This is a genomic window from Enterobacter ludwigii, from assembly GCA_023023105.1.
GTDB lineage: Bacteria > Pseudomonadota > Gammaproteobacteria > Enterobacterales > Enterobacteriaceae > Enterobacter > Enterobacter adelaidei.
This window is the reverse complement of the sequence record CP083824.1, coordinates 4,587,168-4,611,964: the sequence shown is the minus strand read 5'-3', so window position 1 is coordinate 4,611,964 and position 24,797 is coordinate 4,587,168. Positions and strand designations below refer to the sequence as shown.

Below are 24,797 nucleotides of genomic sequence, written 5' to 3'. Positions count from 1 at the left end.
GTTTTGACTTCGCGGCTAAAGAATGACCGCAAAGGAGAAAAATTTGCGTTAATCCCTCAATTCCACGAGGGATATCATAAGAATACCACAATGTCGGTATGCCTGTTCTCATGGCGTTAAAACAAAGTGAACGTATTATCACCTTGCTGATTATAAAGTGTGATGTTGATCACGCTGGAAGCTCGACATGTTAAAGCCGTGTAGCGGGTGTCGGGTTGCACCCCTCCGAAATGAGTAGGAGAATGGTTGTTGAAAAGTTGATCCATACTATGCGTAAGACCTGCAGTTTATGTTGCAATAGCAGGCTCACCTTCGTGGTTGTTCAGGAATACCGCTGTGTCTAAACAAAACCGTGCTCCTCACTCGTCGTCATTGCCTGCGGGCATTGTGGAATTGTCGGTGCACAGGCCACCCCACATCACTCACGCCACGCCCGATTTTCTGGCCGAGGAAGTTCCCGTTGCCCTGGTTTACAACGGTATTTCGCATGTGGTGATGATGGCCTCTCCGAAAGATCTCGAGCTTTTTGCCATTGGTTTTTCTCTTTCGGAGGGCATCATTGAGCACCCGCAGGAGATCTACGGCATGGATGTGGTTCAGGCCTGCAACGGCCTGGAAGTGCAAATTGAACTCTCGAGCCGCCGTTTTATGGGGCTGAAAGAGCGTCGACGTGCGCTGGCAGGGCGCACCGGTTGCGGTGTCTGCGGCGTTGAGCAACTCAACGATATTGGTAAACCCGTTACGCCTCTGCCGTTTACTCAGACCTTTAATCTGGCGTATCTCGACCATGCGCTTGAACACCTCAACGACGTTCAGCCGATAGGTCAACTGAGCGGTTGTACACACGCCGCAGCCTGGGTGCTGCCATCAGGTGAAATTGCCGGTGGGCATGAGGATGTGGGTCGCCACGTGGCGCTGGATAAGCTGCTCGGTCGCCGTGCGCGTGAAAACGACATCTGGCAGCAAGGTGCTGCGCTGGTGTCCAGTCGGGCCAGCTACGAGATGGTGCAGAAATCCGCGATGTGTGGCGTTGAAATTTTGTTTGCCGTGTCGGCGGCGACCACGCTGGCGGTGGAAGTGGCCGAGCGCTGTAACCTGACGCTGGTAGGGTTCTGCAAGCCGGGAAGGGCGACAATTTATACCCATCCTCAGCGCTTAATTGTTGATCAGTAATTTTGAATGATATTAGCAAATCCTTCCGCTTTTAGTTGTTGGTGATGAGGTCTAGTATTTATCTCATCAAGGCACAACGCCTTATCTAAACAACTTAACGAAAGGGTTTAAATCATGAAAAGCATCAAAACTTTTGTCGCTGTAATCGCTCTGGCTACTTCTTTCGGTTCTTTCGCAGCACAGACTGTGACCGCAACTGCCTCTACCATTGACGGCGCAGAAGCGAAAATCGCTGCACAGGCTCAGGAAGCAGGAGCGTCATCTTACAAAATTACCCAGGCATTCTCCGGTAACCGTGTACACATGACGGCTGAACTGAACAAATAATCTCGCTTTACCGTCGAAAGAGCGCCCCCGGGGCGCTTTTTTTATTGTATCCCCGCCAGGCGCAGTAGCGCCGTTACCACCGCCGCCGCAACGATCACCACAATTAACGGCATCTTCCGCCAGGCCAGAAACACCGCAAACGCCACGCCCAGCACGCGCGCCATACCCGCAAAATGTTCCCCTTCATAAAAGGTTGTCGCCAGCGCCACGGAAAAGAGTAAAACCGTTGCCGCGTCAGAAAGCAGCGACTGTGAACGCTCCGACAGTGCCAGCCTGCTGCCGAGCTTTGCACCACCCAGACGCATCAGATACGTCCCTGCCGATAAGATGGCAATCCCCAGAATAAAGAATGTCATGTTTCCCATTATTTTTTCCTCGCCGCCAGGCCCAGTAAAGACAGCAGAACCGGCAAACCGACCGGAGCAAACGGCACGGCGGCCAGCGACAGAGCGGCACCGCTGCAGGCACGGATCAGCGTGGTTCGGTTTTTAAATGCGGGAACCACTAATGCCAGCAGAATGGCCGGAAATACCGCGTCCAGCCCGATGGTTTCTGGATCTGGCAGAAGCTTACCGACCATGGCACCCAGCAGGGCTCCCAGCGGCCAGATAATCGCCACACCTAAACCACATAACCAGTAGGCAGCTTTACGCTGTTCGGGCGTTTTTTGCGACAGGCCAAATACCACGCTTTCATCGTTCATGATGTGACAGCCCAAAAAACTCAAACCACGTTTGCCGACCAGTTCACGCACCGTGACGCCAAACGGCACATGGCGGGCGTTCACCAGCAACCCGGCAGCCGCAGCCGCCAGAGGGTTACCTCCGCTCGCGACAATGCCGATAAACATAAATTCGGACGCGCCCGCGAGTACGGTAATGGAAAGCACGAACGGTACCCAGACAGGGAAACCGTAGGCCATCGCCAGAGAGCCGTATGACATCCCGACCACGCCAACGGCGAGGCAAACCAGGATGATTGCTTTTATCGTGTCGCCTTTCAGGCAAGAGAGATGATGCTTCATACAATTTTAGCCATATCGAACGTGTATCCATTATAATGAACGCAACAGAGTAGCTTTTCAAGACGAACGATTCGTTCGATTTAAAGAACAAGAGGCCGTTATATGACGCAGCCAATTAGCGTAATCGCCAAAAGTCTGGTGCGAGAACGCCAGCGAACCGGACTTTCACTGGCGGAAATTGCCCGCCGTGCCGGGATCGCTAAATCCACACTGTCCCAGCTGGAGTCTGGCAATGGCAACCCTAGCCTGGAAACGCTGTGGTCGCTTTGCGTGGCGCTGGATATTCCTTTCGCCCGTTTACTGGAACCACAACAGCCGACCACGCAGGTCATTCGCCGCGGTGAAGGGACCAAAGTGGTTGCCGGACAGGCTAACTATGAAGCCATTTTACTGGCGGCGTGTCCACCGGGTGCGCGCCGCGATGTTTACCTTCTGATGACTCAACCGGGTGCAGACCGACTCTCTCAGCCGCATCCGCCGGGCTCGGTAGAGCATATTATCGTGACCCAGGGGCGGGCACTGGTCGGCCTGATTGACGCGGCGGAAGAGCTGAATGCGGGGGATTACATTTGCTATCCTGCCGATCGTCCGCACATCTTTAAAGCCCTTGAGCCAGACACGTATGCGCTGCTGGTGGCAGAACAAAATTAAACCGCCGGGCAATTTTGTGTTAACTCAATGATAAAAATAACAATTCCTCCATCTCTCAAAAGCAAATAACCTTATAAAAATTACGGCATTGATAATCATTTTCAATATCATTTAATTAACTATAATGAACCAACTGCTTACGCGGCATTAACAGCTGTGCCGCCCGACAATAATGGAGAGGATTATGAGTTATACACTGCCATCCCTGCCGTATGCCTACGACGCACTGGAACCGCATTTCGACAAGCAGACGATGGAAATCCATCACACTAAACACCACCAGACCTATGTGAACAACGCGAACGCCGCGCTGGAAAGCCTACCAGAGTTCGCTAACCTGTCTGCTGAAGAGCTGATCACCAAACTGGACCAGCTGCCAGCGGACAAGAAAACCGTACTGCGTAACAACGCAGGTGGTCATGCTAACCACAGCCTGTTCTGGAAAGGCCTGAAAACCGGTACTACCCTGCAGGGTGATTTGAAAGCGGCGATCGAGCGCGACTTCGGTTCCGTTGACAACTTCAAAGCGGAATTCGAAAAAGCGGCTGCAACGCGTTTCGGTTCTGGCTGGGCGTGGCTGGTACTGAAAGGTGACAAACTGGCGGTAGTTTCAACGGCTAACCAGGATTCCCCTCTGATGGGTGAAGCAATTTCTGGTGCATCCGGTTTCCCAATCGTGGGTCTGGACGTGTGGGAACATGCTTACTACCTGAAATTCCAGAACCGTCGCCCGGACTACATCAAAGCATTCTGGGACGTTGTTAACTGGGACGAAGCCGCTGCACGTTTTGCTGCTAAAAAATAATCCCTGATATCGGCATCACCGGTTAATTCATAAATGAAGCCTGGTTAATTTCACCAGGCTTTTTCAATTTTTCCCTCTCAGCGTATCAGATTATTTTTACTTAAATTCTAATTAAGAAAATATCAGCGCCTGAGGTTTATCTGCATGAATATAATTTGACCTGAAAAAATATTCTGGCTGACAGTTGCTAACGCTTTTGTTCCCACCCTTTTCAGGTCAATGTCCATGCATGTTAATAAAAAGCTAACAATATGTTTGCAGGTATTTTTTTACCTGCACTTCACGTTTTGTAATGCATTCTTGTTCTCGTTTCCCGCGCATGCTGAAACAAATCGGAACGTAGAAATCAATACAAAAAGTGGTGAAAATAATACTGCAAAAGTAAAAGATACGCCATCAGATACCCGCGATAGTGATAAAGATATAGCCGGGGTGCTTTCTGGTGCTGGCTCATTATTAAGTCAGGATAATAAAAACGACGCTATTATCAACTCATTGATTAATAGCGGTTCAAGTAAAGCTACGAATGAAATTCAACAGTGGTTGCAGCAATTTGGCACGGCCAGAGTGAATATTGGTCTTGATCAGAACTTTTCGCTTGAGAGTGCGAATCTGGATCTGCTGCTCCCGCTGTATGATGATAAAGGCGCCAATTTATTATTCACGCAACTGGGTGGGCGACGCGAAGACGATCGTAACATCTTCAACGCCGGCCTTGGCTATCGCTACTTTGCTGATAGCTGGATGTGGGGGGTGAACGCCTTCTATGATCAGCAAGTATCCGGCAATACGCACCAGCGAATGGGTGTCGGTGGCGAATTAGGTTGGGACTACTTGAAGCTCAGTGCCAACGGTTATAAACGCCTTTCCGGGTGGAAAACATCTTCAACACATCAGGATTACGAAGAGCGCGTCGCAGATGGCTATGATGTGCGTACAGAGGGGTATTTACCCGTTTATCCTCAACTCGGCGCAAAACTGGTCTGGGAACAATATTATGGCGACGATGTTGCCTTGGTTGGTGACGACGATGATGACCGCCAAAAAAATCCTTATGCTGTTACTGCTGGAATTAACTTTACCCCATTCCCCCTTATTTCATTTGGACTTAACCAAAAAATGGGTAAGGGTGATCACAATGATACACAGGTTGAATTTAATGTTAACTGGATGCCGGGTGTACCCATTGCAACACAGCTAGACTCCGAAAAAGTCAAAGAGCGCCGTACATTACTTGGCAGTCGAATGGATCTGGTTAATCGTAACAATAACATTGTGCTGGAATACCGTAAGCAGGATCTTATTTCGCTCTCGCTTCCTGAGCGTATTGAAGGCGTTGAATCGAAAACAGTGCCTGTTACTGTGAACGTTAAGACAAAATACCCTGTCGATCATATTGTCTGGCAAGACGAAAATCTGGTTAAAAATGGCGGGAAAATTAGCGAGAAAAATGGCGCCTGGTTTGTTGTATTACCGCATTATGAGCAAAACGGTGCTGAGAAAAATATGTATGTGGTCTCCGCAACGGCTTATGACAATCGAGGAAATAAATCTGATACCGCGCATATGACCGTGGCGGTGAATGGATTTGACGTCACTCAGGTCACTTCTGATACCACTTCCGAAAATACGCATTTGCCAGCCGATGGCGTGAGTACCACACAAGTCATGGTGACGATAACATCCGGTGGCGGGCAGAAAATTACGGGGCTTGCCAGCCATCTGAGCAGCCAGTTGCTCCGCGTGTCCGCACGGAAAAAGACGGTGGGTACCGACCTGGTTAGCGAGAAAATGACGGCGTTTCGGGAACAGTCCGCAGGGGTGTATGTGAGTACATTCACCAGCGGAAGTGTGCCGGGGGATGTGACAATCCAGCCGTTGTACGATACGACGAAGCTGAATAAAACCGTGGTCACTCTTGATGCAACAGACGACTCTCAACACTTTGACCATCTGGAGGCGTCAAAAAATACGGCACTGGCGAACGGTCAGGATGCGATTATGCTGACGGCGCATGTGGTTAATGCGGCGAATGAACCGGTACAAGGGGCGAAGGTTAAATGGCAGGGGGATAACTCGCACGCCGTTTTCTCTGCTGCGCAAAGCACCAGCGATGCGCAAGGTAATGCGACGGTATCGGTCACCAGTCACGATGTACTCAGTCTGACGGTTAACGCGCAACTGGAAAATGGCGAATCGATTACAGGCCCTGCGCTGCAATTCACCGCTGATGCCGATTCCGCCGTCGTGACGCATCTTGAAGCGGATAAGACCGTCGCCAAAGCGGATAATCAGGATACGATCACGCTTACCGCGGTGGTGACTGATGACAGTCAGCATCCGCTGGTTAATCAGCCTGTGCAATGGGCGATAGACTCTGCAAATACGTCGGTACATCTCGCGGATAAACAGAGCAACACCAATGAACAAGGGGTGGCGACGATCTCGATCGCCTCGGCTAAAGCCGGGCAGGGAATTGTTTCCGCCACTGCCGGCAATAGCGAGAGCGTCACCTCTGACAAACTCACCTTTGTTGCCGATAGCGAAAGCGCAACCCTTGGAACTATCACGGCCAGTAAAACCAGTGCGCTGGCGAACGGGCAGGATACGATCTCACTTGAAGTTAAAGTGGAAGATGCCAACAAAAACCCGGTGAAGGGTGCAAAAGTCGATTGGTCTACGGGCAGCGCGACCGTCCACCTTTCCGGGACATCTACTGAAACTAACACTCTCGGGATAGCGACCATTGAAGTCACTTCAGCAAGCATTGAAACGCTTGAAGTGACGGCGACGATGGGCGGACAAACGCAGACATCTCCTGCACTTAATTTTACCGTGGATAGCACAACGGCAGTGGTGAAAACGCTGAATGTCGATAAATCTCAGGCGACAGCGAATAACAATGATCGTATTACGCTGACGGCGGAAGTTGTTGATGCTAACGATCATCCGGTTCCTGCATCAACGCTGCAGTGGTCCATTGTTCAGGGGCAAGGCACATTGAGCGCATCACAGAATGCGACAAATGAGTCAGGTATTGGGTCAGTGACACTCACCGCCACGCAGCAAGGAACGGTTGTAGTCTCGGTGAATACGGCGACAGGAACTGCGGTGAATTCACCTGAATTGGTGTTTGTAGCTGATACGGCCACTGGCAAGGTTTCACAGGTGACCACGGATAAAACAACCGCGGTGGCTGACGGTAAAGACAAGGTGACTTACACCGCGACCGTAACGGATGCGAATGGCAATCCGCTTCAGGGGATGGATGTAAACTGGGACGTCACACCCTCTTCCGCGAAACCTTCCTCCACAACGTCCCGGACAGGTGCAGATGGCACTGCATCAGTCAGTGTGACAACGCTGAAAGCCGGGGACGTCAGCCTTACCGCGCAGGCCGGAACAGGAACCGCCTGGAATGCGCCGGTGGTGACATTCACTGCCGATAGCACGACAGCGCAGATTGGCGAACTGTCGGCGAGCAAAGCGACCGCGCTGGCGAATGGTGTGGACAGCATTACGTTTACTGGCGCGGTAACGGATAAAAACGGTAATCCAGTAAGCGGCGAGACGGCGGCCTGGTCGGTGGTGCCAGCGACAGGTGTGCTTTCCGCGACAACGAATGAATCTGATGCCCAGGGAAATGTCTCAGTTACCCTGAAATCAGACCAGGTCGCGGACTATAGTGTGAAAGCGACTGTTAACGGGCATGAAGAGACATCTGACAGCGTGTCGTTTACCGCGGATACCACAACTGCCGCGATACGTACGTTGGTCGCGGATAGAACCAGTGATATTGCTGCCGGTTCAGACACGGTCACCTTAACGGCAACGGTGCTGGATGGCAGAAACCATCCGGTGCCTGGAGCCACCGTATCCTGGTCAAGCAACAATGCTGAGGGGGTGTTTAACGAAAGCAGTACAACGACGGACACCGGGGGGAAAACCTCTGTGACGTATAGCAGCATACTGGCGATGCCTACCGTTGTGACGGCAAAAAGCAGTAATAACAGTGAGAAAACGCTGGAATTAACCATCGTGCCAGACTTGCAAAGCGCAATTCCGGTGTTTATTACGGCAAGTAAATACAGCGCGGTGGCGAATGGTGATGACAACATCACCTTAGCGGCAACGGTGAAAGACAAATACGGTAATGTGGTCACTCAGGGGAGCGTCGGCTGGCAAGTCACGCCTGCAGGTAATTATCAGTTATCTGCGACAGAACAACCGACGGATGACACGGGAAAATCCACGGTAACGCTGGCGAGTACCGATGTCGTGACCTGCCGGGCGGTGGCAACGTTTAATGGCTTCAGCAAAGCGTCGCAAACAATGCGTTTTGCACCGGATCAGGCAACAGAAAAAGTTACCCAGATTACGGCCAATAAAACGACGGGCGTCATTGCGGGTAAAGACATCGTCACGCTTCAGGCGACAGTGATGGATGAGTACGATCACCCGATTGATAATGCAGTCGTCCACTGGGGGACTGACAACGACACCGGTGTGTTCGCACCTGGTGACAGCAGTACGACAAACAGCGAAGGTGTTGCCGAAATATCGTTTACGGCGACAAAAGCGCAAGCCACGTTGGTCGGCGCCGGGATTAACCATTCTCAGCAGACAATGACGATAAATTATATCGGCAACGCCGATACCGCGACGTTGTCTGCCATCAAAGCTGATAAGTCGAAAGCTGTGGCGGATAACGCAGAGCGCGTAACCTGGTCGGCGACGGTGAAAGACGTCAATGGCAACCTTCTGCCAGGTGTAACGGTGAACTGGCGCAGTAACGATGCCGCCATGACGTTATCAGGCGACAGTAGCGTGACGGATGCGAACGGTATTGCGACGGTCAGTGGCACGACGACAAAAGCGGGTGATGTTGTGTTGACGGCAACGCTGGCGGCAGGTGGTCAGTCGCTTACAGCGGCTAAGGTCAGTTTTATCGGCGATGTTAAAACGGCGGAACTGGTGTCGTTAAACGTGGATAAATCGGTCATTCTCAGTAACGGCGTGGATTCGGCAACGTACACTGTTGAGGTAAAAGACGCTAACCAGAACCTTGTTCCGGACGCGTCGATAAACTGGCAAACCACGATGAACACTCTGTCGGCTGCCAGTACCAAAACGGATGCTTCGGGGATCGCCACTGTCAAACTTTCAGGCCATGATATCGGGATGGCAACGGTGACGGCTTCCATTAATAACTCGACGTTGTCTAACGCTAACGTGAAGTTTATTAACACGATTGAAGATACCTGGGTTATTAACTCAGATTCATCAAATTATTCTTCAGCAAAGATCGGTGGGTTCCCGTCATTAGGTTTTGTTACGGTTGATCCAACAAATGGGCCGACTCAGTTGGAATGGGCACCCAGCGGATATTCCGACGTTTCCACACCGGTCATCCTGACCGATGGAAGTGGTCAACAGTATACGGTGAATTTAAAAGGGTACAGAACGTCTGACTGTTCTCAGCGTCCGCTTAATGCTGCAGTAAGCTGCGCCTCCAGTGGTGGGATGCGTGCGAAATTCACTTATGCTCGTACAGATAATCCGGATTTACCCGCCGGACATTACACCGGGCTGGTTCACTTCCTGGGTAAAGACTGGCACACCAGCTATGCCTTTGAGTACAAGCTAACGCTGGATCTTACCGTGAACTAACCGCTAAAAAACTTGCGAAAGGAATAAGGAAAAGCGAGTCTGATGACTCGCTTTTTTGTATCTGCAAAAAGGAGCAGCAATGCATTATCCGGTGAATGTATTTACAGGCAAGGTCAGGGAGTACGACGGCAGCCGCCCGAGTGCCATCGCCAAAGTGCAGGTCGACGGTGAGCTGACGTTAACCGAGCTTGGGCTTGCGGGCGACGAGCAGGCCGAGAAGAAAATCCACGGTGGGCCCGATCGGGCGCTGTGCCACTATCCGCGCGAGCACTATCAATACTGGATAGCCGAATTCCCCGAGCAGGCGGACCTCTTTGTCGCGCCAGCCTTTGGCGAGAACCTCTCCACCGAAGGGCTGACGGAGAGGAATGTTTTCATCGGCGATATCTACCGCTGGGGCGACACCCTGATTCAGGTGACGCAGCCGCGCTCACCGTGCTTCAAACTTAACTACCATTTTGGCATCAGCGATATGTCTGCCCAACTGCAAACGGCAGGCAAAACCGGCTGGCTGTACCGCGTAGTGCTGGCAGGGCAAGTTTCTGCGGACGCGCCGCTGGAACTGGCATCACGCCTGAGCGATGTCTCAGTGTATGACGCCTGCGCGATAGCCTGGCATATGCCGTTTGACGACGACCAGTATCATCGCCTCCTGTCGGCGGCAGGGTTATCAACCAGCTGGACAAGAACGATGCAGAAGCGGCGTATTAGTGGGGAGATCGAGGATAATTCGCGGAGATTGTGGGGGAAATAGCGGTTTCTGCAAAAACGACAGCCTCCGCCTGAATGAAGAGGACAGCACCTTTCTGGCGCTGTCCTCGCTAATCATGAACTTGATACCTGGCCCACAAAAATAGCGTCAGCTTGCCGAAAAAACTTGAGAATTTTCTCCGCTCAAATATTGTGTCTTCAAATTGGTTTAAACCAGATTGCGAGACATGAAAGAAAAAAACAATGTTGATCTCCTGAGAGACCGCTTCGAAAGTTGGCTAGCGGCTAATGATTTTCCGCCGGGCTCCAGACTTCCCTCCGAGCGCGAATTGTGCGAATTGCTTGATGCTAAACGCATGACCTTAAGGCAGGTTTTAATTGAGCTTGAGGTTGCGGCACGTATTTTCCGCAAGAACCGCAGCGGGTGGTTCATCTCTCCCCGGCGATTCATCTACAACCCAAAATCGCTCTCCAGTTTTAATGCGGAGGCGCGTGCGCAGGGGCGAAAACCTTCCTGGGGTTATTTGACCAAAGATGTTGTTGATACCGTCCCTCGTCATATTGAGAAAGCTTTTTCGTCTTCCAGGGCTCCCTACCTGATTACCGGCTGGTGCGGACTGGACGATCATAAAGTTTTTTACCATGAGTCCTGGATTGATGCCGAAGCCGCCCCGGAGTTTATGGTGAAGCTGGAAAACCACGCTTTTTCTAAAGTCTGGGAAGAGCGGTTTGGGCTTGCCTTAACCATCAAAGAGATGATTTTCAAACCGGTCAATATGCCTGAGCTTGCCTGCAAAGAGCTGGGAGTAGCACCCAATACGTACGGTATTTTGGTAGAGAAGCATCGTGCCACCTCTGAAAAGAAAGTGGTTCAGGTTGATCTGGAGTACTGGAGACTTGAATCCGTCGAACTGGTTATTCGTGATGAGTGAGAAAAATTATGGAAAACGTTATCAGAGAAAAACTGGCTGAGCGTGCAAAAAATATTCGTCTTTATTTGCACGCCTATGCCTTTCATTTAAACATGCGCTACGAGAGAGTTCTTCCTGAAGATTTACTGGATATTGCATATCAGAATCATTTATCGGGTGTGAAAGTGCATGTTGAAGACGGTGAATCCTTTTCACTGAGAAATATGCGACCAGAGCAGTTGAGTTCTTTTAAAAAGAAAGCCGAGCAATACGGACTGGATATTCATATTGAAACCAGCGCGTCAGATAAAAAGACCCTGGATGAGGCTATTGCTATTGCGCAGGCCACAGGTGCTACCTCTGTCAGATTTTATCCACGTTATGAAGGGCGTTTAAATTCAGTACTGGAAAAAATCGCCCAGGATATTGCTTATCTGGCGCAGTTTGATAATAGCGGTATCCAGTTTACGATTGAACAGCATGAAGATCTCAAAGGACATGAGCTGGTTACACTGGTAAAAAACAGTGGTATGAAAAACCTCTCAATACTCTTTGATTTTGGCAATATGATCAATGCTAATGAAGAGCCAATGGCTGCGTTACGGACTATGTCGCCTTACATCACTCAGGTTCATATCAAGGATGCCAAAGTGATAAAAGAGGGTAAAGGATGGGCGCATGAAGCCTGCCGTACAGGGCTCGGCGATCTCCCTGTAGAGATGATGTTGCGTGAACTTTTACTGTTGGGTGACGACCAGGCCCAGGTCACTTCTTTTGGCCTTGAAGAAGAGGTTGATTATTACGCACCAGCATTTCGTTTTGATGATGAAGGAGATAACCCTTGGATACCGTGGCGTGACGCAAGTTTTACCCCACTTCCTGATAATGAACTGGTTGATGCTCGTCTGGCACAGGAAAAAGAGTATGCTATTTCTCAAATTGAATTTATTCGTAATTTGTGCGCTAAATTTATAAATATAAAACAACCTGCTTAATTAATTTAACAGTGTCTTGCGGCTTCCTTTTTCAGGGATAGCCTGGATTTTTATATATTACAGAACGGTTTTCTCTCAAAATTGCAGTGAGGGTGTCGAATATGTTTATGAATAAATGGGCTCGTCTGTGCTTTTTGGTATTAGGTGGTGGGACGATATTTAAGCTTTCCAGCATGAAGGATGTCTTTTATGTCCCAATGCAAAGTGACTGGGGGCTGACAAATACACAAATAGGGCTCAGTTTTACGGTATATACGATTGTGCAAACCACGGGGCTTTTCCTCTCTTTATATATTGCCGACCGCTATTCTAAGAAGATCCTTCTGCCCTTCGGGTTAATTGGTGTGGGGCTGTGCGGTCTCTATTTATCCACGCTGCCGTCTTTCACTGGCTATCTCATTTGCTTTGCGGCGATGGCCTTCTTTGCTGATGTCGTTTACTGGCCGGTGTTATTAAAAGCTGTACGCCTGTTAGGGACACAAGAAGAACAGGGGCGGTTGTTCGGGCTTCTGGAGGCAGGGCGTGGTGTGGTGGACGTTATTGTGGCTTCTGGCGCGCTGTTCGTCTTTGTGCACTTTGGGGAAGGGAAAGCGGGGATGCAGGCTGGTTTGCTCTACTACACGTTCATCACCCTGATGGCCGGTGTTATCACCTACTTCATCGTTGATGATGACCATGTCAAAAACGCTAAAGGAAGCAGCGCAAACATTGAAACCCTGAAAGGTATTAAGCATGTTCTGACCTGCCCGAACGTCTGGTTAGCATCATTTGGTATCTTCTTTGTGTATGCGGCTTACTGCGGTTTAACCTATTTCATCCCGTTCCTGAAAGACATCTACATGCTTCCGGTTGCGCTGGTAGGGGCGTACGGGATCATTAACCAGTATGCCCTTAAAATGGTGGGTGGGCCGGTGGGTGGTTTCCTGGCAGATAAAGTCGCTAAGTCCCCCACGGTCTACCTGAAATGGACGTTCTTGATTTCTGCCGTTGCGATGATGTTGTTTATGCAACTCCCTCATCAGTCGATGAACGTTTACATCGGGATGGTTGCAACGTTAGGGTTTGGCGCCATCATCTTCTCGCAGCGTGCCATCTTCTTTGCCCCGATGGATGAAATTGGAACCCCACGGCAATATGCCGGTTCGGCAATGGCATTTGGTTGTATTATCGGCTATATGCCCGCGATGTTTGCGTACACACTCTACGGCTGGATTCTGGATAACTTTAAAGGGATCACCGGATACAACTATGTGTTCAGCGTGATGATTGCCTTTAGTCTTTCAGGATTTATTTGCTCGACATTGCTGGTGAAACGCATCAAAAAACAGAAAGTTATGTCAGTCAGTGAGGCAGCATAAGATCATGAACCACGACCCCCGATGCAACATCGGGGGTCGTGGGGGTCAGGAACGTTTATACAGTGGCAGCCACAGCGTTAACCGTAATCCGCCCAGTGGGCTGTCGTCAGCTTTCACCCAACCGCGGTGCTGTTGCATGGCGGTTTCAACAATCGCCAGACCCAGCCCCGTGCCGCCAGATTCGCGGTCACGCGCCTCGTCGGTACGGTAGAACGGTCGGAAAATCTGCTCGCGATCTTCCGGACTCACGCCAGGACCATCATCATCGACGATCACGGTGATCCCGTCTTTATCCACCGAGAAGGCGACCTCAATCTTCGTATGCGAGTAGCGCAGGGCGTTACGTACGATGTTCTCCAGCGCACTTTCCAGCGTGTTAGGGTTACCGTACAGCGGCCATGGCCCCGGCGGGAAGTTGACGGTAAAGGATTTACCCATCTGTTCTGCTTCGAACGCCGCGTTGTCTAATACTTCATGCCACAGATGATTGGCTTTCACCGTCTCGCTGACCAGCGCGTTTTTCTGCTGATTGCGCGACATCACCAGCAGATCGTTGATCATGCTGTCCAGACGATGCGCTTCCGTTTCAATACGTTCCAGCTCTTTGCTCTCTCCACTACGACGACGGAGCAGGGCGGTACCAAGCTGTAGTCGTGTTAGCGGGGTACGCAGTTCGTGCGAGATATCCGAAAGCAGCCGTTGCTGCGCCGTCATCATACGCTCCAGCGCGCTCACCATCTGGTTGAAACTGGCACCTGCAGCAAGAAACTCTTGTGGCCCGGATTCTAGCTCAGGATGCTGTCTCAGGTTGCCCTGCGCCACTTCGTCGGCGGCATTTTTCAGCTTACGCGCCGGTTTTGCCAGGCTCCACGCCAGCCATAACAGCAGCGGCGAGCTAACCAACATGGTGACAATCAGCAGCAAGAGCGGACGGTCAAACAGCAGATTGATAAAATCAGACTGGGAACTGCTCGCCGGTCGAATCAGGTAGAGCTGATAATTATCCTCCCCATCCCTGACAGAAAAAGGCCCCACCATCTCAACGCGGCCATATTTCTTCTTCTGGGGGTGATCGGCGTTATCTGCCTGACCGATAAAGTTACGGATAATCTGCATTTCATTGCGATCGGCACCAATCACACGTCCTTCACTGGTGACCAGCAGCAGGCGCTGCCCGGGTGGTGCCCACTTGTCGATAGCGCGAAACAGCCTGCGCCACCACATCAAATCGTTTGGCGGGTCATTTGCCAGCTCGGCTTCGACGTGCTGCTCGATCATCACGCCCTGACGTTGCTCGCTGTCGAGAAGCTCCGTCATCTGGCGTGAGTCGAGTTTTGGCAACATCAGTACGAGCATTAAAACCAGTGCCAGCGTCAGCCAGAAAATGGCGAAGATGCGGGCGGTTAAGCTTCCTATCATGAAGCGGAGACCATCAGATAACCGCGACCACGCAGGGTTTTAAACCATGGGTGACCGTCTTTACGCTCCGGCAGCTTACGGCGCAGGTTAGAGATGTGCATGTCGATGGCGCGGTCAAACGGCGTGAGACGCTTGCCCAGCACTTCCTGGCTCAGATGTTCACGCGATACCACCTGGCCGAGATGTTGCGCCAGCAGATAAAGCAGGGTGAACTCCGTGCCGGTCAATTCCAGCGCCTGGCCGTCGAAGCTGGCTTCCTGGCGGCCCGGGTTCAGGCTCAGGGAGTCCACTTCCAGCGTCGGCGAACTGTTGTCGGTATTCTGCTGCTGCTCGCTCCAGTGTGAACGACGCAGGATAGCGCGAATACGGGCGACCAGTTCACGGTCGTTGAACGGTTTCGGTAAATAGTCATCCGCACCCAGTTCAAGGCCAAGTACGCGGTCAAGTTCGCTGCCGCGTGCGGTCAGCATAATTACGGGTGTCTGGTGTGTCTGGCGAAGCTCTTTCAGCGTATCAATGCCGTTTTTCTTCGGCATCATGACGTCGAGCAAAAGTAAATCGATGCTGTCGTCAAGGAGACTCAGCGCCTGCTCGCCATCATGGGCAACCAGAACGTTGAAACCTTCCATGTCGAGCAACTCCTTTAAAAGGGATGTGAGCTCTCGGTCATCATCAACTAACAGGATTTTATTCATTGTTTAAATACCTCCGAGGCAGAAATTACGACATCAAGGCTGTCTAATCCATGACTTTACGTTGTTTTACACCCCCTGACGCATGTTTGCAGCCTGAATCGTAGACTGTCTCTCGTTGAATCGCGACACGAAAGATTTTGGGAGCAAGTGATGCGCAAAGTTACCGCTGCCGTCATGGCCTCAACGCTGGCGTTCAGTGCGTTTAGCCAGGCTGCTGTAGCTATCATCAGCGATAACGGTTCCTCACAAGAGGGCACAACGCAGCACAGTAGCCAAAGCCATATGTTTGACGGCATAAGTTTAACCGAACATCAGCGTCAACAGATGCGAGATCTGATGCAGAGGGCAAGACATGACCAGCCCCCTGTTAATGTTAGCGAAATGGAGACAATGCATCGCCTTGTCACCGCAGAAAATTTTGACGAAAGCGCTGTACGCGCTCAGGCAGAAAAAATGGCACAGGAACAAGTTGCCCGCCAGGTAGAGATGGCGAAGGTCCGCAACCAAATGTTCCACCTGCTAACGCCCGAGCAGCAAGCGGTTTTGAACACCAAACATCAGCAGCGTATGGACCAGCTGCGTGAGGTTGCACGGATGCAGCGAAACTCGGAAACGACGTTTTTCAGTAGCAATAGCAGTACCCGTAGTAACCAGTAAACCCTGTTTTCCTTGCCATAGACACCATCCCTGTCTTCCCCCACATGATGTGGGGGTTTTTTTTGCCTTCATTCTAATTTGTTAACCGTTTATTCATCCTTTGACTCCTCACGCTTCCGTTATACTAGCGGCATGACATGACAGGAGTGTTTATGAATCAATCCTATGGAAGGCTGGTAAGCCGGGCCGCCATTGCGGCAACCGTCATGGCCTCTAGCCTGCTACTGATCAAAATCTTTGCCTGGTGGTATACCGGCTCGGTCAGTATTCTGGCGGCGCTGGTAGACTCATTGATGGACATTGCAGCCTCACTGACCAACTTGCTGGTGGTGCGTTACTCGCTGCAACCGGCGGATGAAGAGCACACGTTCGGGCACGGCAAAGCGGAGTCGCTGGCCGCGCTGGCGCAAAGCATGTTCATTTCCGGGTCTGCACTGTTCCTGTTTTTAACCGGCATTCAGCATCTCGTCTCGCCGACCCCGATGAACGATCCCGGCGTGGGCGTCGTTGTGACAGTCGTTGCACTTATATGCACACTTGTTCTGGTAACGTTCCAGCGCTGGGTCGTTCGCAAAACGCAAAGTCAGGCAGTACGGGCGGATATGCTTCATTATCAATCTGATGTTATGATGAATGGGGCTATTCTTATTGCGCTCGGTCTGGCCTGGTACGGCTGGCATCGGGCCGATGCGTTGTTCGCGTTAGGGATTGGTATCTATATTTTATATAGTGCCTTACGGATGGGGTATGAAGCGGTGCAATCGCTGCTCGATCGCGCTCTCCCGGACTCAGAACGTAATGAAATTTTTACTATTGTGACCTCCTGGCCTGGCGTCAGCGGTGCGCACGATCTTCGAACGCGGCAGTCAGGGCCGACCCGCTTTATTCAGATTCACATTGAAATGGAAGACAACCTGCCACTGGTTCAGGCTCACGTTATTGCTGAGCAGGTCGAGCAGGCGATTTTGCAGCGTTTTCCTGGTTCAGACGTCATCATTCACCAGGATCCCTGCTCGGTAGTACCTGGACATGTTGGGCTTTCGTAATTCGTTGTAAAAAAGTGAGCCAGGCCAGCATTTTGTGTATAAATTACCGCCATTTGGTCTGACCTGAATCAATTCAGCTGGAAGTGATTGATATACTATTTGCAGTATTCGTTGGTCGATAAGTTTCTTCCGGCAACAGATTTCAATTTTGCATTCCTAAGTTCAGAGGTAGTCATGATTAAGAAAATCGGTGTGTTGACAAGCGGCGGTGATGCGCCGGGCATGAACGCGGCAATTCGTGGGGTTGTCCGTGCAGCGCTGACGGAAGGTCTGGAAGTTTTTGGTATCTATGATGGTTACCTGGGTCTGTACGAAGACCGTATGGTTCAGCTCGACCGTTACAGCGTGTCTGACATGATCAACCGTGGCGGCACCTTCCTTGGGTCTGCACGCTTCCCGGAATTCCGTGATGAACACGTTCGTGAAGTGGCTATCGAGAACATGAAGAAACGTGGCCTGGACGCCCTGGTGGTTATCGGTGGTGACGGCTCTTACATGGGTGCAAAACGTCTGACTGAAATGGGCTTCCCGTGCATCGGTCTGCCAGGCACTATCGACAACGACATCAAAGGCACTGACTACACCATCGGTTACTTCACCGCGCTGGGTACCGTTGTGGAAGCGATTGACCGCCTGCGTGACACCTCTTCTTCTCACCAGCGTATCTCCATCGTTGAAGTGATGGGGCGTTACTGTGGTGACCTGACTCTGGCCGCCGCGATTGCGGGTGGTTGTGAGTTCGTGGTTGTGCCGGAAGTGGAATTCAGCCGTGAAGATCTGGTTGCTGAAATCAAAGCGGGCATCGCGAAAGGTAAAAAACACGCGATTGTTGCCATCACCGAGCACATCTGTGATGTTGACGAGCTGGCGAAGTACATCGAAACCGAAACCAAACGCGAAACCCGCGCGACCGTACTGGGTCACATCCAGCGTGGCGGTTCCCCTGGCCCGTACGACCGTATTCTGGCGTCCCGTATGGGGGCATACGCTATTGAACTGCTGCTGCAGGGTCACGGCGGCCGCTGCGTCGGTATTCAGAACGAGCAGTTGGTGCACCATGACATCATCGACGCCATTGAAAACATGAAACGTCCGTTCAAAGGTGACTGGCTGGACTGCGCGAAAAAACTGTACTGATCCCTCAAGCCCTCTCCGTTGCGGAGAGGGCTTTTATTCCTCTAAGTTATAGCCAATCTTTTTTTATTCTTTAATCCTCGATTCGCTTTCTGGCACGCTGCATTCATCAAAACACTACACAAGAGAGCTGGGCGATGAATAAATGGGGCGTGGGTTTAACATTATTGCTGGCATCGACCAGCGTTCTGGCTAAGGACATCCAGTTACTGAACGTGTCATACGACCCGACGCGTGAACTTTACGAGCAGTACAACAAAGCGTTTGCTGCACACTGGAAGCAGCAAACCGGTGACAACGTTGTGGTTCGTCAGTCTCACGGCGGTTCCGGCAAGCAGGCGACGTCTGTGATCAACGGTATTGAAGCCGATGTGGTCACGCTGGCACTGGCTTACGATGTCGACGCTATCGCCGAACGTGGACGTATAGATAAAAACTGGATCAAACGCCTGCCGGACAACTCCGCGCCTTACACCTCGACCATCGTCTTCCTGGTGCGTAAAGGCAACCCAAAACAAATCCATGACTGGAATGATCTGATTAAACCCGGTGTGTCAGTCATCACGCCTAACCCAAAAAGCTCCGGCGGCGCTCGCTGGAACTACCTGGGGGCGTGGGGTTACGCGCTGCACCACAACAACGGTGACCAGGCTAAAGCTCAGGAATTCGTGAAAGCGCTGTATAAAAACGTTGAGGTGCTGGACTCCGGCGCGCGTGGCGCAACCAACACTTTCGTCGAGCGCGGTATTGGTGACGTGCTGATCGCATGGGAAAACGAAGCCCTGCTGGCCACCAACGAGCTGGGTAAAGACAAATTCGAGATTGTGACCCCAAGCGAATCAATCCTTGCGGAACCAACCGTTTCTGTGGTCGACAAAGTGGTAGAGAAGAAAGAGACCAAAGCAGTGGCGGAAGCCTACCTGAAGTATCTCTACTCGCCAGAAGGCCAGGAAATTGCGGCGAAAAACTTCTATCGCCCACGTGACCCGGCGGTCGCGAAGAAATACGAGAATGTCTTCCCGAAACTGAAGCTCTTCACCATTGATGACGAGTTTGGTGGCTGGGCAAAAGCGCAGAAAGAGCACTTCTCTAACGGCGGTACCTTCGACCAGATCAGCAAACGCTAAGTATTTCGCTAAGAATGACACGGAGACCCGGTGTGAGAAATCCACCGGGTTTTTTATTTGGTCATCATTTTGCGTTACTCTTTCACTTCAAATGGATACAGGGAACGCGCTGTGAAAAAAATTATCTTATTGATCCTGATTGTCATCGCCCTTGCCGCTGGCGGCGGGTACTGGATGAAAGCGGGTAATCCGGATGCGCTGCGACATATCGTTCTCGACCAGTGTGTGCCGAATCAAATCCAGAACCGTAACCCGGCGCCGTGTGCGCAGGTGAAAACAGATGCAGGTTATGTGGTGTTTAAAGACCGCAATGGACCGCTGCAGTATCTGCTGATGCCAACCTACCGTATCAACGGCACAGAAAGTCCGCTTTTGACCGAGCCTCATACGCCGAACTTTTTCTGGCTGGCGTGGCAGTCACGCAGTTTTATGACCCTGAAGCGGGGATCCGAGGTGCCTGACAGCGCCATTTCACTGACGATTAATTCCCCGACAGGCCGTACGCAGAACCATTTTCATATTCATATCTCCTGCCTGCGCCCGGACGTGCGCGAGAAGCTGAACGCGGCTCAGGGAGAAATTAGCACCCAGTGGCTGCCGCTGCCGGGTGGGCTGGAAGGACATGAGTATCTTGCCCGTCGGGTAACGGAGAATGAGCTGGTGCAGCGCAGTCCGTTTATGATGTTGGCTGAAGAACTGCCGGAAGCACGCGACCATATGGGACGCTTTGCGCTGGCGATGGCACAGCAGTCAGATGGCTCTTTTGTTTTACTGGCAACGGAACGTAACCTGCTTACCCTTAATCGCGCATCGGCTGAGGAACTGCAGGATCATCAATGCACTATCCTGAATTGACCCCACCATAAATCGCGTTTACTCCGGCTGCCTGTCACCGTAGACTTGCTGAAAAAATCTACAGGAGACAGGTATGTCGTTCTGGTTAGCTCATCCTCTACTGCTGCCCTCACTGATCGTAGGCGTCACCATTGTGCTGTGGGCGACGTCGCTGTTACCGGAATTTATCACCGCGCTGTTGTTCTTCACGGCGGCAATGACCGCCAGAATCGCCCCGCCGGAGGTGATCTTTGGCGGTTTTGCCTCGTCGGCGTTCTGGCTGGTGTTTAGCGGTTTTGTGCTCGGCGTGGCGATCCGTAAAACCGGCCTGGCGGACAGGGCTGCGCGTGCGCTGTCGGCAAAGCTCACCGACTCCTGGGTGTTGATGGTGGCGAGCGTGGTGCTGCTGAGCTATGCGCTGGCGTTTGTGATGCCGTCGAATATGGGGCGTATTGCGCTCCTGATGCCTATCGTTGCTGCGATGGCGAAAAGGGCGAGTATCGCAGACGGTTCGCGGGCGTGGTTTGGCCTGGCGCTGGCTGTGGGGTTCGGTACATTCCAGCTCTCGGCAACTATTTTGCCTGCAAACGTTCCTAACCTGGTGATGAGCGGTGCGGCGGAAGGTTCGTACGGCATCCACCTGAGTTACGTCCCGTATCTGCTGCTGCACACCCCCGTGCTGGGTATTCTCAAAGGTCTGATTCTGATTGGCCTGATCTGCTGGCTCTTTCCCGGTAATCCAAAACCACCGAAGGATCTGGCACCGTCTGAACCGATGGGGCGGGATGAAAAGCGTCTCGCCTGGCTGCTGGCGGTGGTGCTGGGGATGTGGGTGACGGAGAGCTGGCACGGTGTGGGGCCCGCGTGGACGGGGCTTGCGGCCTCGGTCATCGTCATGCTACCGCGCATCGGTTTTATCACCGGAGAAGAGTTTTCTGCGGGGGTGAATATGCGTACCTGTATTTATGTCGCGGGCATTCTTGGTCTGGCGATTGTGGTGACGCAGACCGGGATTGGTGCAGCCGTAGGTGAAGCATTGCTGCGGATAATGCCGCTGGACGCTGATAACCCCTTCACCAGTTTCCTGGCGCTGACCGGTATTACCACCGCGCTCAACTTCATTATGACCGCCAACGGTGTTCCTGCGCTGTACACCACGCTGGCACAGAGTTTTTCCGACGCGACGGGTTTCCCGCTGCTGTCGGTGATCATGATCCAGGTGTTGGGTTATTCCACACCGCTGCTGCCGTATCAGGCGTCGCCAATTGTGGTCGCAATGGGGCTCGGGAAGGTGCCTGCAAAGGCGGGGATGGTGCTCTGTCTGGCGCTGGCGATAGCGACCTATCTGGTGCTGCTGCCGCTGGATTACTTGTGGTTTAGCGTATTGGGTCGTTTGTAGCGGAGTAGGGCGGGTAAGCGCAAGCGCCACCCGCCACAACAGCATTACGCCTGTTTGGCCGCTTCTGCTGCTTTAACGATCACCGCGAAAGCGTCAGCCTTCAGGGATGCACCGCCAACCAGCGCGCCATCGATGTCTGGCTGGGTGAACAGCTCAGCAGCGTTGGATGCGTTTACGGAACCGCCGTACTGGATAATGACTTGTTCAGCCACTTTCGCGTCGGCTTTAGCAATGTGATCGCGGATGAACTTGTGAACTGCCTGAGCCTGCGCAGGGGTTGCTGATTTGCCGGTACCGATCGCCCAGACTGGCTCGTAAGCAATGACCGCGCCTTCGAATGCTGCTGCACCCTGAGTTTTCAGCACTGCGTCGATCTGGCGAGCACACACTTCTTCCGTTTTGCCTGCTTCGTTTTCAGCTTCGGTTTCACCGATGCACAGAACTGGGATCAGACCTTGCTCTTTCAGCACAGCGAATTTCTTCGCGATGAACTCGTCGGATTCTTTGTGATAGGTACGACGCTCAGAGTGGCCGATGATGATGTATTTCGCGCCGATATCTTTCAGCATTTCAGCGGAGGTTTCACCGGTGAATGCGCCAGACAGGTTAACGTCAACGTTCTGTGCACCCAGAATGATGTGGCTGCCGTCAGCGGCGTGTTTAGCCAGATCCAGGTACATATCCGGCGGAGCGATAGCAACCGCACAGCCCGTCACGCCAGCCAGCTCTTTACGCAGGTTCGCAACCAGTTCGTTTACCATGTGGCGGCTGCCGTTCAGTTTCCAGTTACCCATCACTAAAGGATGTCGCATTTCAATTCTCCACGCTAAATAAGCGAATTAAGGAATATGGCCACCCTGTCGGGCAGCATGGTCTGTGAATCAGTATAGAGATTTTCCCTCGAAAGGCTTTGCTTTTTGTCATTAATTCGCCCCTCCGAGTGTGTCAGATAGTGCCAGCTTAATCGGTTCAACTGCGAAGGTCAGTCCTTTTTCGCCGTTGTCTGCGACAACATAGCGAATCGCACCTTCGGTATCGGCGTAGTAGCGCTTGTTTTTACCGGCGGCGAGGAGTTTTTGCAGCTTTTGCTGGCTTTGCTTTTTCGTCAGTGCCGGGGTAAAGGCCTGTAACACCGCGCTCATATACTCCAGCGCCTTCGCCTTCGCAGCTTTCTGCTCTGGCCCCTGAATTGGCAGCCAGGTGATTTGCATGCTTTTGATTTTTAGCGTGCCGCGTTCCAGCGCCGTTGAGGCATACAAGTTCTCGTTAATCTTGCTTGCCGCACGGGTCAGCGTAGGGGTATCGCGAGAACCATCAATGGCGCGAAATTCATCCAGCGGCAGCGTTGGGTTGGCCTGATTGAAGGCTTCACGAAACTGGCTGATGGATTGATCGAAAGACGGGGAGCCCGCAAGCAGATACGGCGCCGTTGTCGGGGCGGTGGTTTCGGCTGCATGCAGGGGAAAGCCCGCGCTAAGCAGCGTTAAACACAGGAAAAGAGAACGCGCCGAAATTTTCATCAACATTGCCCCTGGCCGTAAGTGCTCATGATTAAAACGATATCTGGTCGGCTTGTCAAAAGGTCACAACTCCAGGGTAAAATGCGCGCTATACGATAATAAGGAACCTTACATGACCATACAGCAGTGGCTGTTTTCATTCAAAGGGCGTATTGGACGCCGTGATTTCTGGATCTGGATGGTGACGTGGGTTGTCGCCATGCTGCTTCTGTTTTTTGTTGCTTACAACGCGTGGCTGAGTACGCAAACGGCGGCCTTTGCGCTGGTCTGTCTGCTATGGCCAACAGCGGCCGTGGTGGTAAAACGTCTGCACGATCGCGGCCGTTCCGGGGCGTGGGCATTTCTGATTATTCTGGCGTGGATGCTGGTGGCAGGGAACTGGGCGATGCTTCCGTCCATTCTTCCCTGGGTCGTCGGCAGGCTGCTACCGTCAGTTATCTTCGTGATGATGATTGTCGATCTGGGCGCATTTATTGGCACCCAGAGCGAAAACAAATACGGTAAAGACACCGTTGAGGTGAAATACCGCTGATCACCAGTAGTGTTCGGCGGTCATATGGCCCGGCCGGCGGCGAAGATGTTTCGTCATCTGTCGGGTATCTTTCAGAAGTTGTTGCGTGTCACGAACCATCTGCGGATTACCACACAGCATGACGTGGCTGGTTTCCGCTGTCATCGGCAAACCCACTGCCTTTTCCAGAACTCCACTTTCAATTAATGCCGGCACACGGCCCGTCAGCGCACCTTCTGCCGTTTCACGACTGACCACCGTTTGAATTTTGAGCTTACCGCCATACTTCTGTTCCAGATCGCGCATTTGCGGCAAATAGCTTAAGTCTGCAGCGTAGCGCGCGGCATGAACCAACACGATGTTTTTAAAGCGTTCAAGGTCTTTGCCATATTGCAAAATGGAGAGATACGGACCGATGGCCGTACCGGTTGCCAGCATCCATAGCGTGTCACAGTCAGGAATTTCGTCGAGCACAAAGAAGCCGGCAGCGTCACTCACAATTTGCACATCATCACCGGGCTTAAGAGCGGCGAGACGCGGGCTGAGTTTGCCGTCCGGAACGGTAACCAGATAGAACTCGAGATCCGGGTTATCTGGCGCGTTAACGTAAGAGTAAGCGCGCTGTACGCGTTCACCGTCGACATCCAGCCCCAGCTTCGCAAATTGCCCGGCCGTAAACGGGTGAACGGGAGCATGCAGGGTGAGACTAAATAGCGTATCGGTCCAGAACTGTATCTTTGTGACTTTACCTGTTACCCAGTCCGCCATGATCTTCTCCTGTGCTGTTTCTCTGGTCTATCTTCCTGTCTTGTCGTGAAGATTTCCAGCCC

General features: G+C 52.0%; 22 protein-coding genes and 1 pseudogene. 16 read left to right on the top strand and 7 right to left on the bottom strand.

Annotated elements, in window-relative coordinates; genetic code table 11:
- Positions 1-336 precede the first annotated feature (336 nt).
- Entirely contained in the window at positions 337-1,173 is an 837-nt protein-coding gene (gene fdhD / locus LCD46_22330; protein ID UOY70704.1) for a formate dehydrogenase accessory sulfurtransferase FdhD, read from the top strand.
- A 114-nt stretch (positions 1,174-1,287) separates the two neighbouring features.
- Positions 1,288-1,500, top strand: a complete 213-nt coding sequence (locus tag LCD46_22325) for a DUF1471 domain-containing protein (protein ID UOY70703.1) — start codon at positions 1,288-1,290, stop codon at positions 1,498-1,500.
- 41 nt (positions 1,501-1,541) lie between these two features.
- Here LCD46_22325 and LCD46_22320 read toward each other — a convergent pair whose 3' ends face one another.
- Together LCD46_22320 and LCD46_22315 are read right to left on the bottom strand one after the other, a co-directional pair.
- The gene (locus LCD46_22320) at positions 1,542-1,865 is read right to left on the bottom strand and encodes an AzlD domain-containing protein (protein UOY70702.1); all 324 of its coding nucleotides are present in this window, start codon (positions 1,863-1,865) and stop codon (positions 1,542-1,544) included.
- Positions 1,865-2,524 (bottom strand): AzlC family ABC transporter permease, encoded by a 660-nt coding sequence (locus LCD46_22315; GenBank protein UOY70701.1) that lies wholly within the window; start codon positions 2,522-2,524, stop codon positions 1,865-1,867. The genes LCD46_22320 and LCD46_22315 overlap by 1 nt, the downstream gene beginning before the upstream one ends.
- 102 nt (positions 2,525-2,626) lie before the next feature.
- Here LCD46_22315 and LCD46_22310 point away from each other — a divergent pair, with 102 nt between their 5' ends.
- The 7 genes and pseudogenes from LCD46_22310 (at position 2,627) to LCD46_22280 (ending at position 13,625) form a co-directional block, all read left to right on the top strand.
- Positions 2,627-3,175: an XRE family transcriptional regulator gene (locus LCD46_22310; protein UOY70700.1), complete on the top strand. Its 549-nt coding sequence runs from the start codon at positions 2,627-2,629 to the stop codon at positions 3,173-3,175.
- Positions 3,176-3,359: 184 nt separating this feature from the next.
- Positions 3,360-3,980 (top strand): superoxide dismutase [Mn], encoded by a 621-nt coding sequence (sodA, locus tag LCD46_22305; protein ID UOY70699.1) that lies wholly within the window; start codon positions 3,360-3,362, stop codon positions 3,978-3,980.
- 225 nt (positions 3,981-4,205) lie between these two features.
- Positions 4,206-9,650 carry an Ig-like domain-containing protein gene (locus LCD46_22300; protein ID UOY70698.1) on the top strand — a complete coding sequence of 1,815 codons (5,445 nt, stop codon included), beginning with the start codon at positions 4,206-4,208 and terminating at the stop codon, positions 9,648-9,650.
- A 23-nt stretch (positions 9,651-9,673) separates the two neighbouring features.
- Positions 9,674-10,404, top strand: a pseudogene (yiiM, locus tag LCD46_22295) (6-N-hydroxylaminopurine resistance protein).
- Positions 10,405-10,588: 184 nt separating this feature from the next.
- On the top strand, positions 10,589-11,293 hold the full coding sequence (locus LCD46_22290; protein ID UOY70697.1) for a GntR family transcriptional regulator: 705 nt from the start codon (positions 10,589-10,591) through the stop codon (positions 11,291-11,293).
- Positions 11,294-11,301: 8 nt separating this feature from the next.
- Positions 11,302-12,267 (top strand): sugar phosphate isomerase/epimerase, encoded by a 966-nt coding sequence (locus LCD46_22285; protein ID UOY70696.1) that lies wholly within the window; start codon positions 11,302-11,304, stop codon positions 12,265-12,267.
- 107 nt (positions 12,268-12,374) lie between these two features.
- On the top strand, positions 12,375-13,625 hold the full coding sequence (locus LCD46_22280; protein ID UOY73035.1) for an MFS transporter: 1,251 nt from the start codon (positions 12,375-12,377) through the stop codon (positions 13,623-13,625).
- A gap of 45 nt (positions 13,626-13,670) precedes the next feature.
- Here the strand turns inward: LCD46_22280 and cpxA are convergent, their stop codons facing one another.
- Entirely contained in the window at positions 13,671-15,044 is a 1,374-nt protein-coding gene (gene cpxA, locus LCD46_22275) for an envelope stress sensor histidine kinase CpxA (protein ID UOY70695.1), read from the bottom strand.
- Positions 15,041-15,739, bottom strand: coding sequence for an envelope stress response regulator transcription factor CpxR (cpxR, locus tag LCD46_22270; protein UOY70694.1), 699 nt, complete (start codon positions 15,737-15,739; stop codon positions 15,041-15,043). Before cpxR ends, cpxA begins: the two co-directional genes overlap by 4 nt.
- Positions 15,740-15,889: 150 nt before the next feature.
- On the opposite strand from cpxR, the gene cpxP reads away from it, so the two are divergent.
- The 6 genes from cpxP to LCD46_22240 all read left to right on the top strand — a co-directional run bounded on the left by cpxP (position 15,890) and on the right by LCD46_22240 (position 21,936).
- Positions 15,890-16,396 carry a cell-envelope stress modulator CpxP gene (gene cpxP, locus LCD46_22265; GenBank protein UOY70693.1) on the top strand — a complete coding sequence of 169 codons (507 nt, stop codon included), beginning with the start codon at positions 15,890-15,892 and terminating at the stop codon, positions 16,394-16,396.
- A 152-nt stretch (positions 16,397-16,548) separates the two neighbouring features.
- The gene (fieF, locus tag LCD46_22260) at positions 16,549-17,442 is read left to right on the top strand and encodes a CDF family cation-efflux transporter FieF (GenBank protein UOY70692.1); all 894 of its coding nucleotides are present in this window, start codon (positions 16,549-16,551) and stop codon (positions 17,440-17,442) included.
- Between the two features lie 174 nt (positions 17,443-17,616).
- Entirely contained in the window at positions 17,617-18,579 is a 963-nt protein-coding gene (pfkA, locus tag LCD46_22255) for a 6-phosphofructokinase (GenBank protein ID UOY70691.1), read from the top strand.
- Between the two features lie 134 nt (positions 18,580-18,713).
- The gene (locus LCD46_22250; protein UOY70690.1) at positions 18,714-19,703 is read left to right on the top strand and encodes a sulfate ABC transporter substrate-binding protein; all 990 of its coding nucleotides are present in this window, start codon (positions 18,714-18,716) and stop codon (positions 19,701-19,703) included.
- A 111-nt stretch (positions 19,704-19,814) separates the two neighbouring features.
- Positions 19,815-20,558, top strand: a complete 744-nt coding sequence (locus LCD46_22245) for a CDP-diacylglycerol diphosphatase (protein UOY70689.1) — start codon at positions 19,815-19,817, stop codon at positions 20,556-20,558.
- A 73-nt stretch (positions 20,559-20,631) separates the two neighbouring features.
- On the top strand, positions 20,632-21,936 hold the full coding sequence (locus LCD46_22240; GenBank protein ID UOY70688.1) for an anion permease: 1,305 nt from the start codon (positions 20,632-20,634) through the stop codon (positions 21,934-21,936).
- Between the two features lie 44 nt (positions 21,937-21,980).
- Here LCD46_22240 and tpiA read toward each other — a convergent pair whose 3' ends face one another.
- Both tpiA and LCD46_22230 read right to left on the bottom strand, forming a co-directional pair.
- On the bottom strand, positions 21,981-22,748 hold the full coding sequence (gene tpiA, locus LCD46_22235) for a triose-phosphate isomerase (GenBank protein ID UOY70687.1): 768 nt from the start codon (positions 22,746-22,748) through the stop codon (positions 21,981-21,983).
- Positions 22,749-22,859: 111 nt separating this feature from the next.
- The gene (locus tag LCD46_22230; protein ID UOY70686.1) at positions 22,860-23,456 is read right to left on the bottom strand and encodes a YiiQ family protein; all 597 of its coding nucleotides are present in this window, start codon (positions 23,454-23,456) and stop codon (positions 22,860-22,862) included.
- A gap of 112 nt (positions 23,457-23,568) precedes the next feature.
- Between LCD46_22230 and LCD46_22225 the strand changes: the two genes are divergently transcribed.
- Positions 23,569-23,988: a DUF805 domain-containing protein gene (locus LCD46_22225; GenBank protein ID UOY70685.1), complete on the top strand. Its 420-nt coding sequence runs from the start codon at positions 23,569-23,571 to the stop codon at positions 23,986-23,988.
- Here the strand turns inward: LCD46_22225 and fpr are convergent, their stop codons facing one another.
- Entirely contained in the window at positions 23,989-24,735 is a 747-nt protein-coding gene (fpr, locus tag LCD46_22220) for a ferredoxin--NADP(+) reductase (GenBank protein ID UOY70684.1), read from the bottom strand.
- Between the last annotated feature and the right edge of the window lie 62 nt (positions 24,736-24,797).

Bases quoted from the DNA above. Each gene is read 5' to 3' on its own strand.
- LCD46_22325 (UOY70703.1), top strand. From the start codon at position 1,288: ATGAAAAGCATCAAAACTTTTGTCGCTGTAATCGCTCTGGCTACTTCT.
- LCD46_22320 (UOY70702.1), bottom strand. From the start codon at position 1,865: ATGGGAAACATGACATTCTTTATTCTGGGGATTGCCATCTTATCGGCA.
- LCD46_22315 (UOY70701.1), bottom strand. From the start codon at position 2,524: ATGAAGCATCATCTCTCTTGCCTGAAAGGCGACACGATAAAAGCAATC.
- LCD46_22310 (UOY70700.1), top strand. From the start codon at position 2,627: ATGACGCAGCCAATTAGCGTAATCGCCAAAAGTCTGGTGCGAGAACGC.
- sodA (UOY70699.1), top strand. From the start codon at position 3,360: ATGAGTTATACACTGCCATCCCTGCCGTATGCCTACGACGCACTGGAA.
- LCD46_22300 (UOY70698.1), top strand. From the start codon at position 4,206: ATGCATGTTAATAAAAAGCTAACAATATGTTTGCAGGTATTTTTTTAC.
- LCD46_22290 (UOY70697.1), top strand. From the start codon at position 10,589: ATGAAAGAAAAAAACAATGTTGATCTCCTGAGAGACCGCTTCGAAAGT.
- LCD46_22285 (UOY70696.1), top strand. From the start codon at position 11,302: ATGGAAAACGTTATCAGAGAAAAACTGGCTGAGCGTGCAAAAAATATT.
- LCD46_22280 (UOY73035.1), top strand. From the start codon at position 12,375: ATGAATAAATGGGCTCGTCTGTGCTTTTTGGTATTAGGTGGTGGGACG.
- cpxA (UOY70695.1), bottom strand. From the start codon at position 15,044: ATGATAGGAAGCTTAACCGCCCGCATCTTCGCCATTTTCTGGCTGACG.
- cpxR (UOY70694.1), bottom strand. From the start codon at position 15,739: ATGAATAAAATCCTGTTAGTTGATGATGACCGAGAGCTCACATCCCTT.
- cpxP (UOY70693.1), top strand. From the start codon at position 15,890: ATGCGCAAAGTTACCGCTGCCGTCATGGCCTCAACGCTGGCGTTCAGT.
- fieF (UOY70692.1), top strand. From the start codon at position 16,549: ATGAATCAATCCTATGGAAGGCTGGTAAGCCGGGCCGCCATTGCGGCA.
- pfkA (UOY70691.1), top strand. From the start codon at position 17,617: ATGATTAAGAAAATCGGTGTGTTGACAAGCGGCGGTGATGCGCCGGGC.
- LCD46_22250 (UOY70690.1), top strand. From the start codon at position 18,714: ATGAATAAATGGGGCGTGGGTTTAACATTATTGCTGGCATCGACCAGC.
- LCD46_22240 (UOY70688.1), top strand. From the start codon at position 20,632: ATGTCGTTCTGGTTAGCTCATCCTCTACTGCTGCCCTCACTGATCGTA.
- tpiA (UOY70687.1), bottom strand. From the start codon at position 22,748: ATGCGACATCCTTTAGTGATGGGTAACTGGAAACTGAACGGCAGCCGC.
- LCD46_22230 (UOY70686.1), bottom strand. From the start codon at position 23,456: ATGAAAATTTCGGCGCGTTCTCTTTTCCTGTGTTTAACGCTGCTTAGC.
- LCD46_22225 (UOY70685.1), top strand. From the start codon at position 23,569: ATGACCATACAGCAGTGGCTGTTTTCATTCAAAGGGCGTATTGGACGC.
- fpr (UOY70684.1), bottom strand. From the start codon at position 24,735: ATGGCGGACTGGGTAACAGGTAAAGTCACAAAGATACAGTTCTGGACC.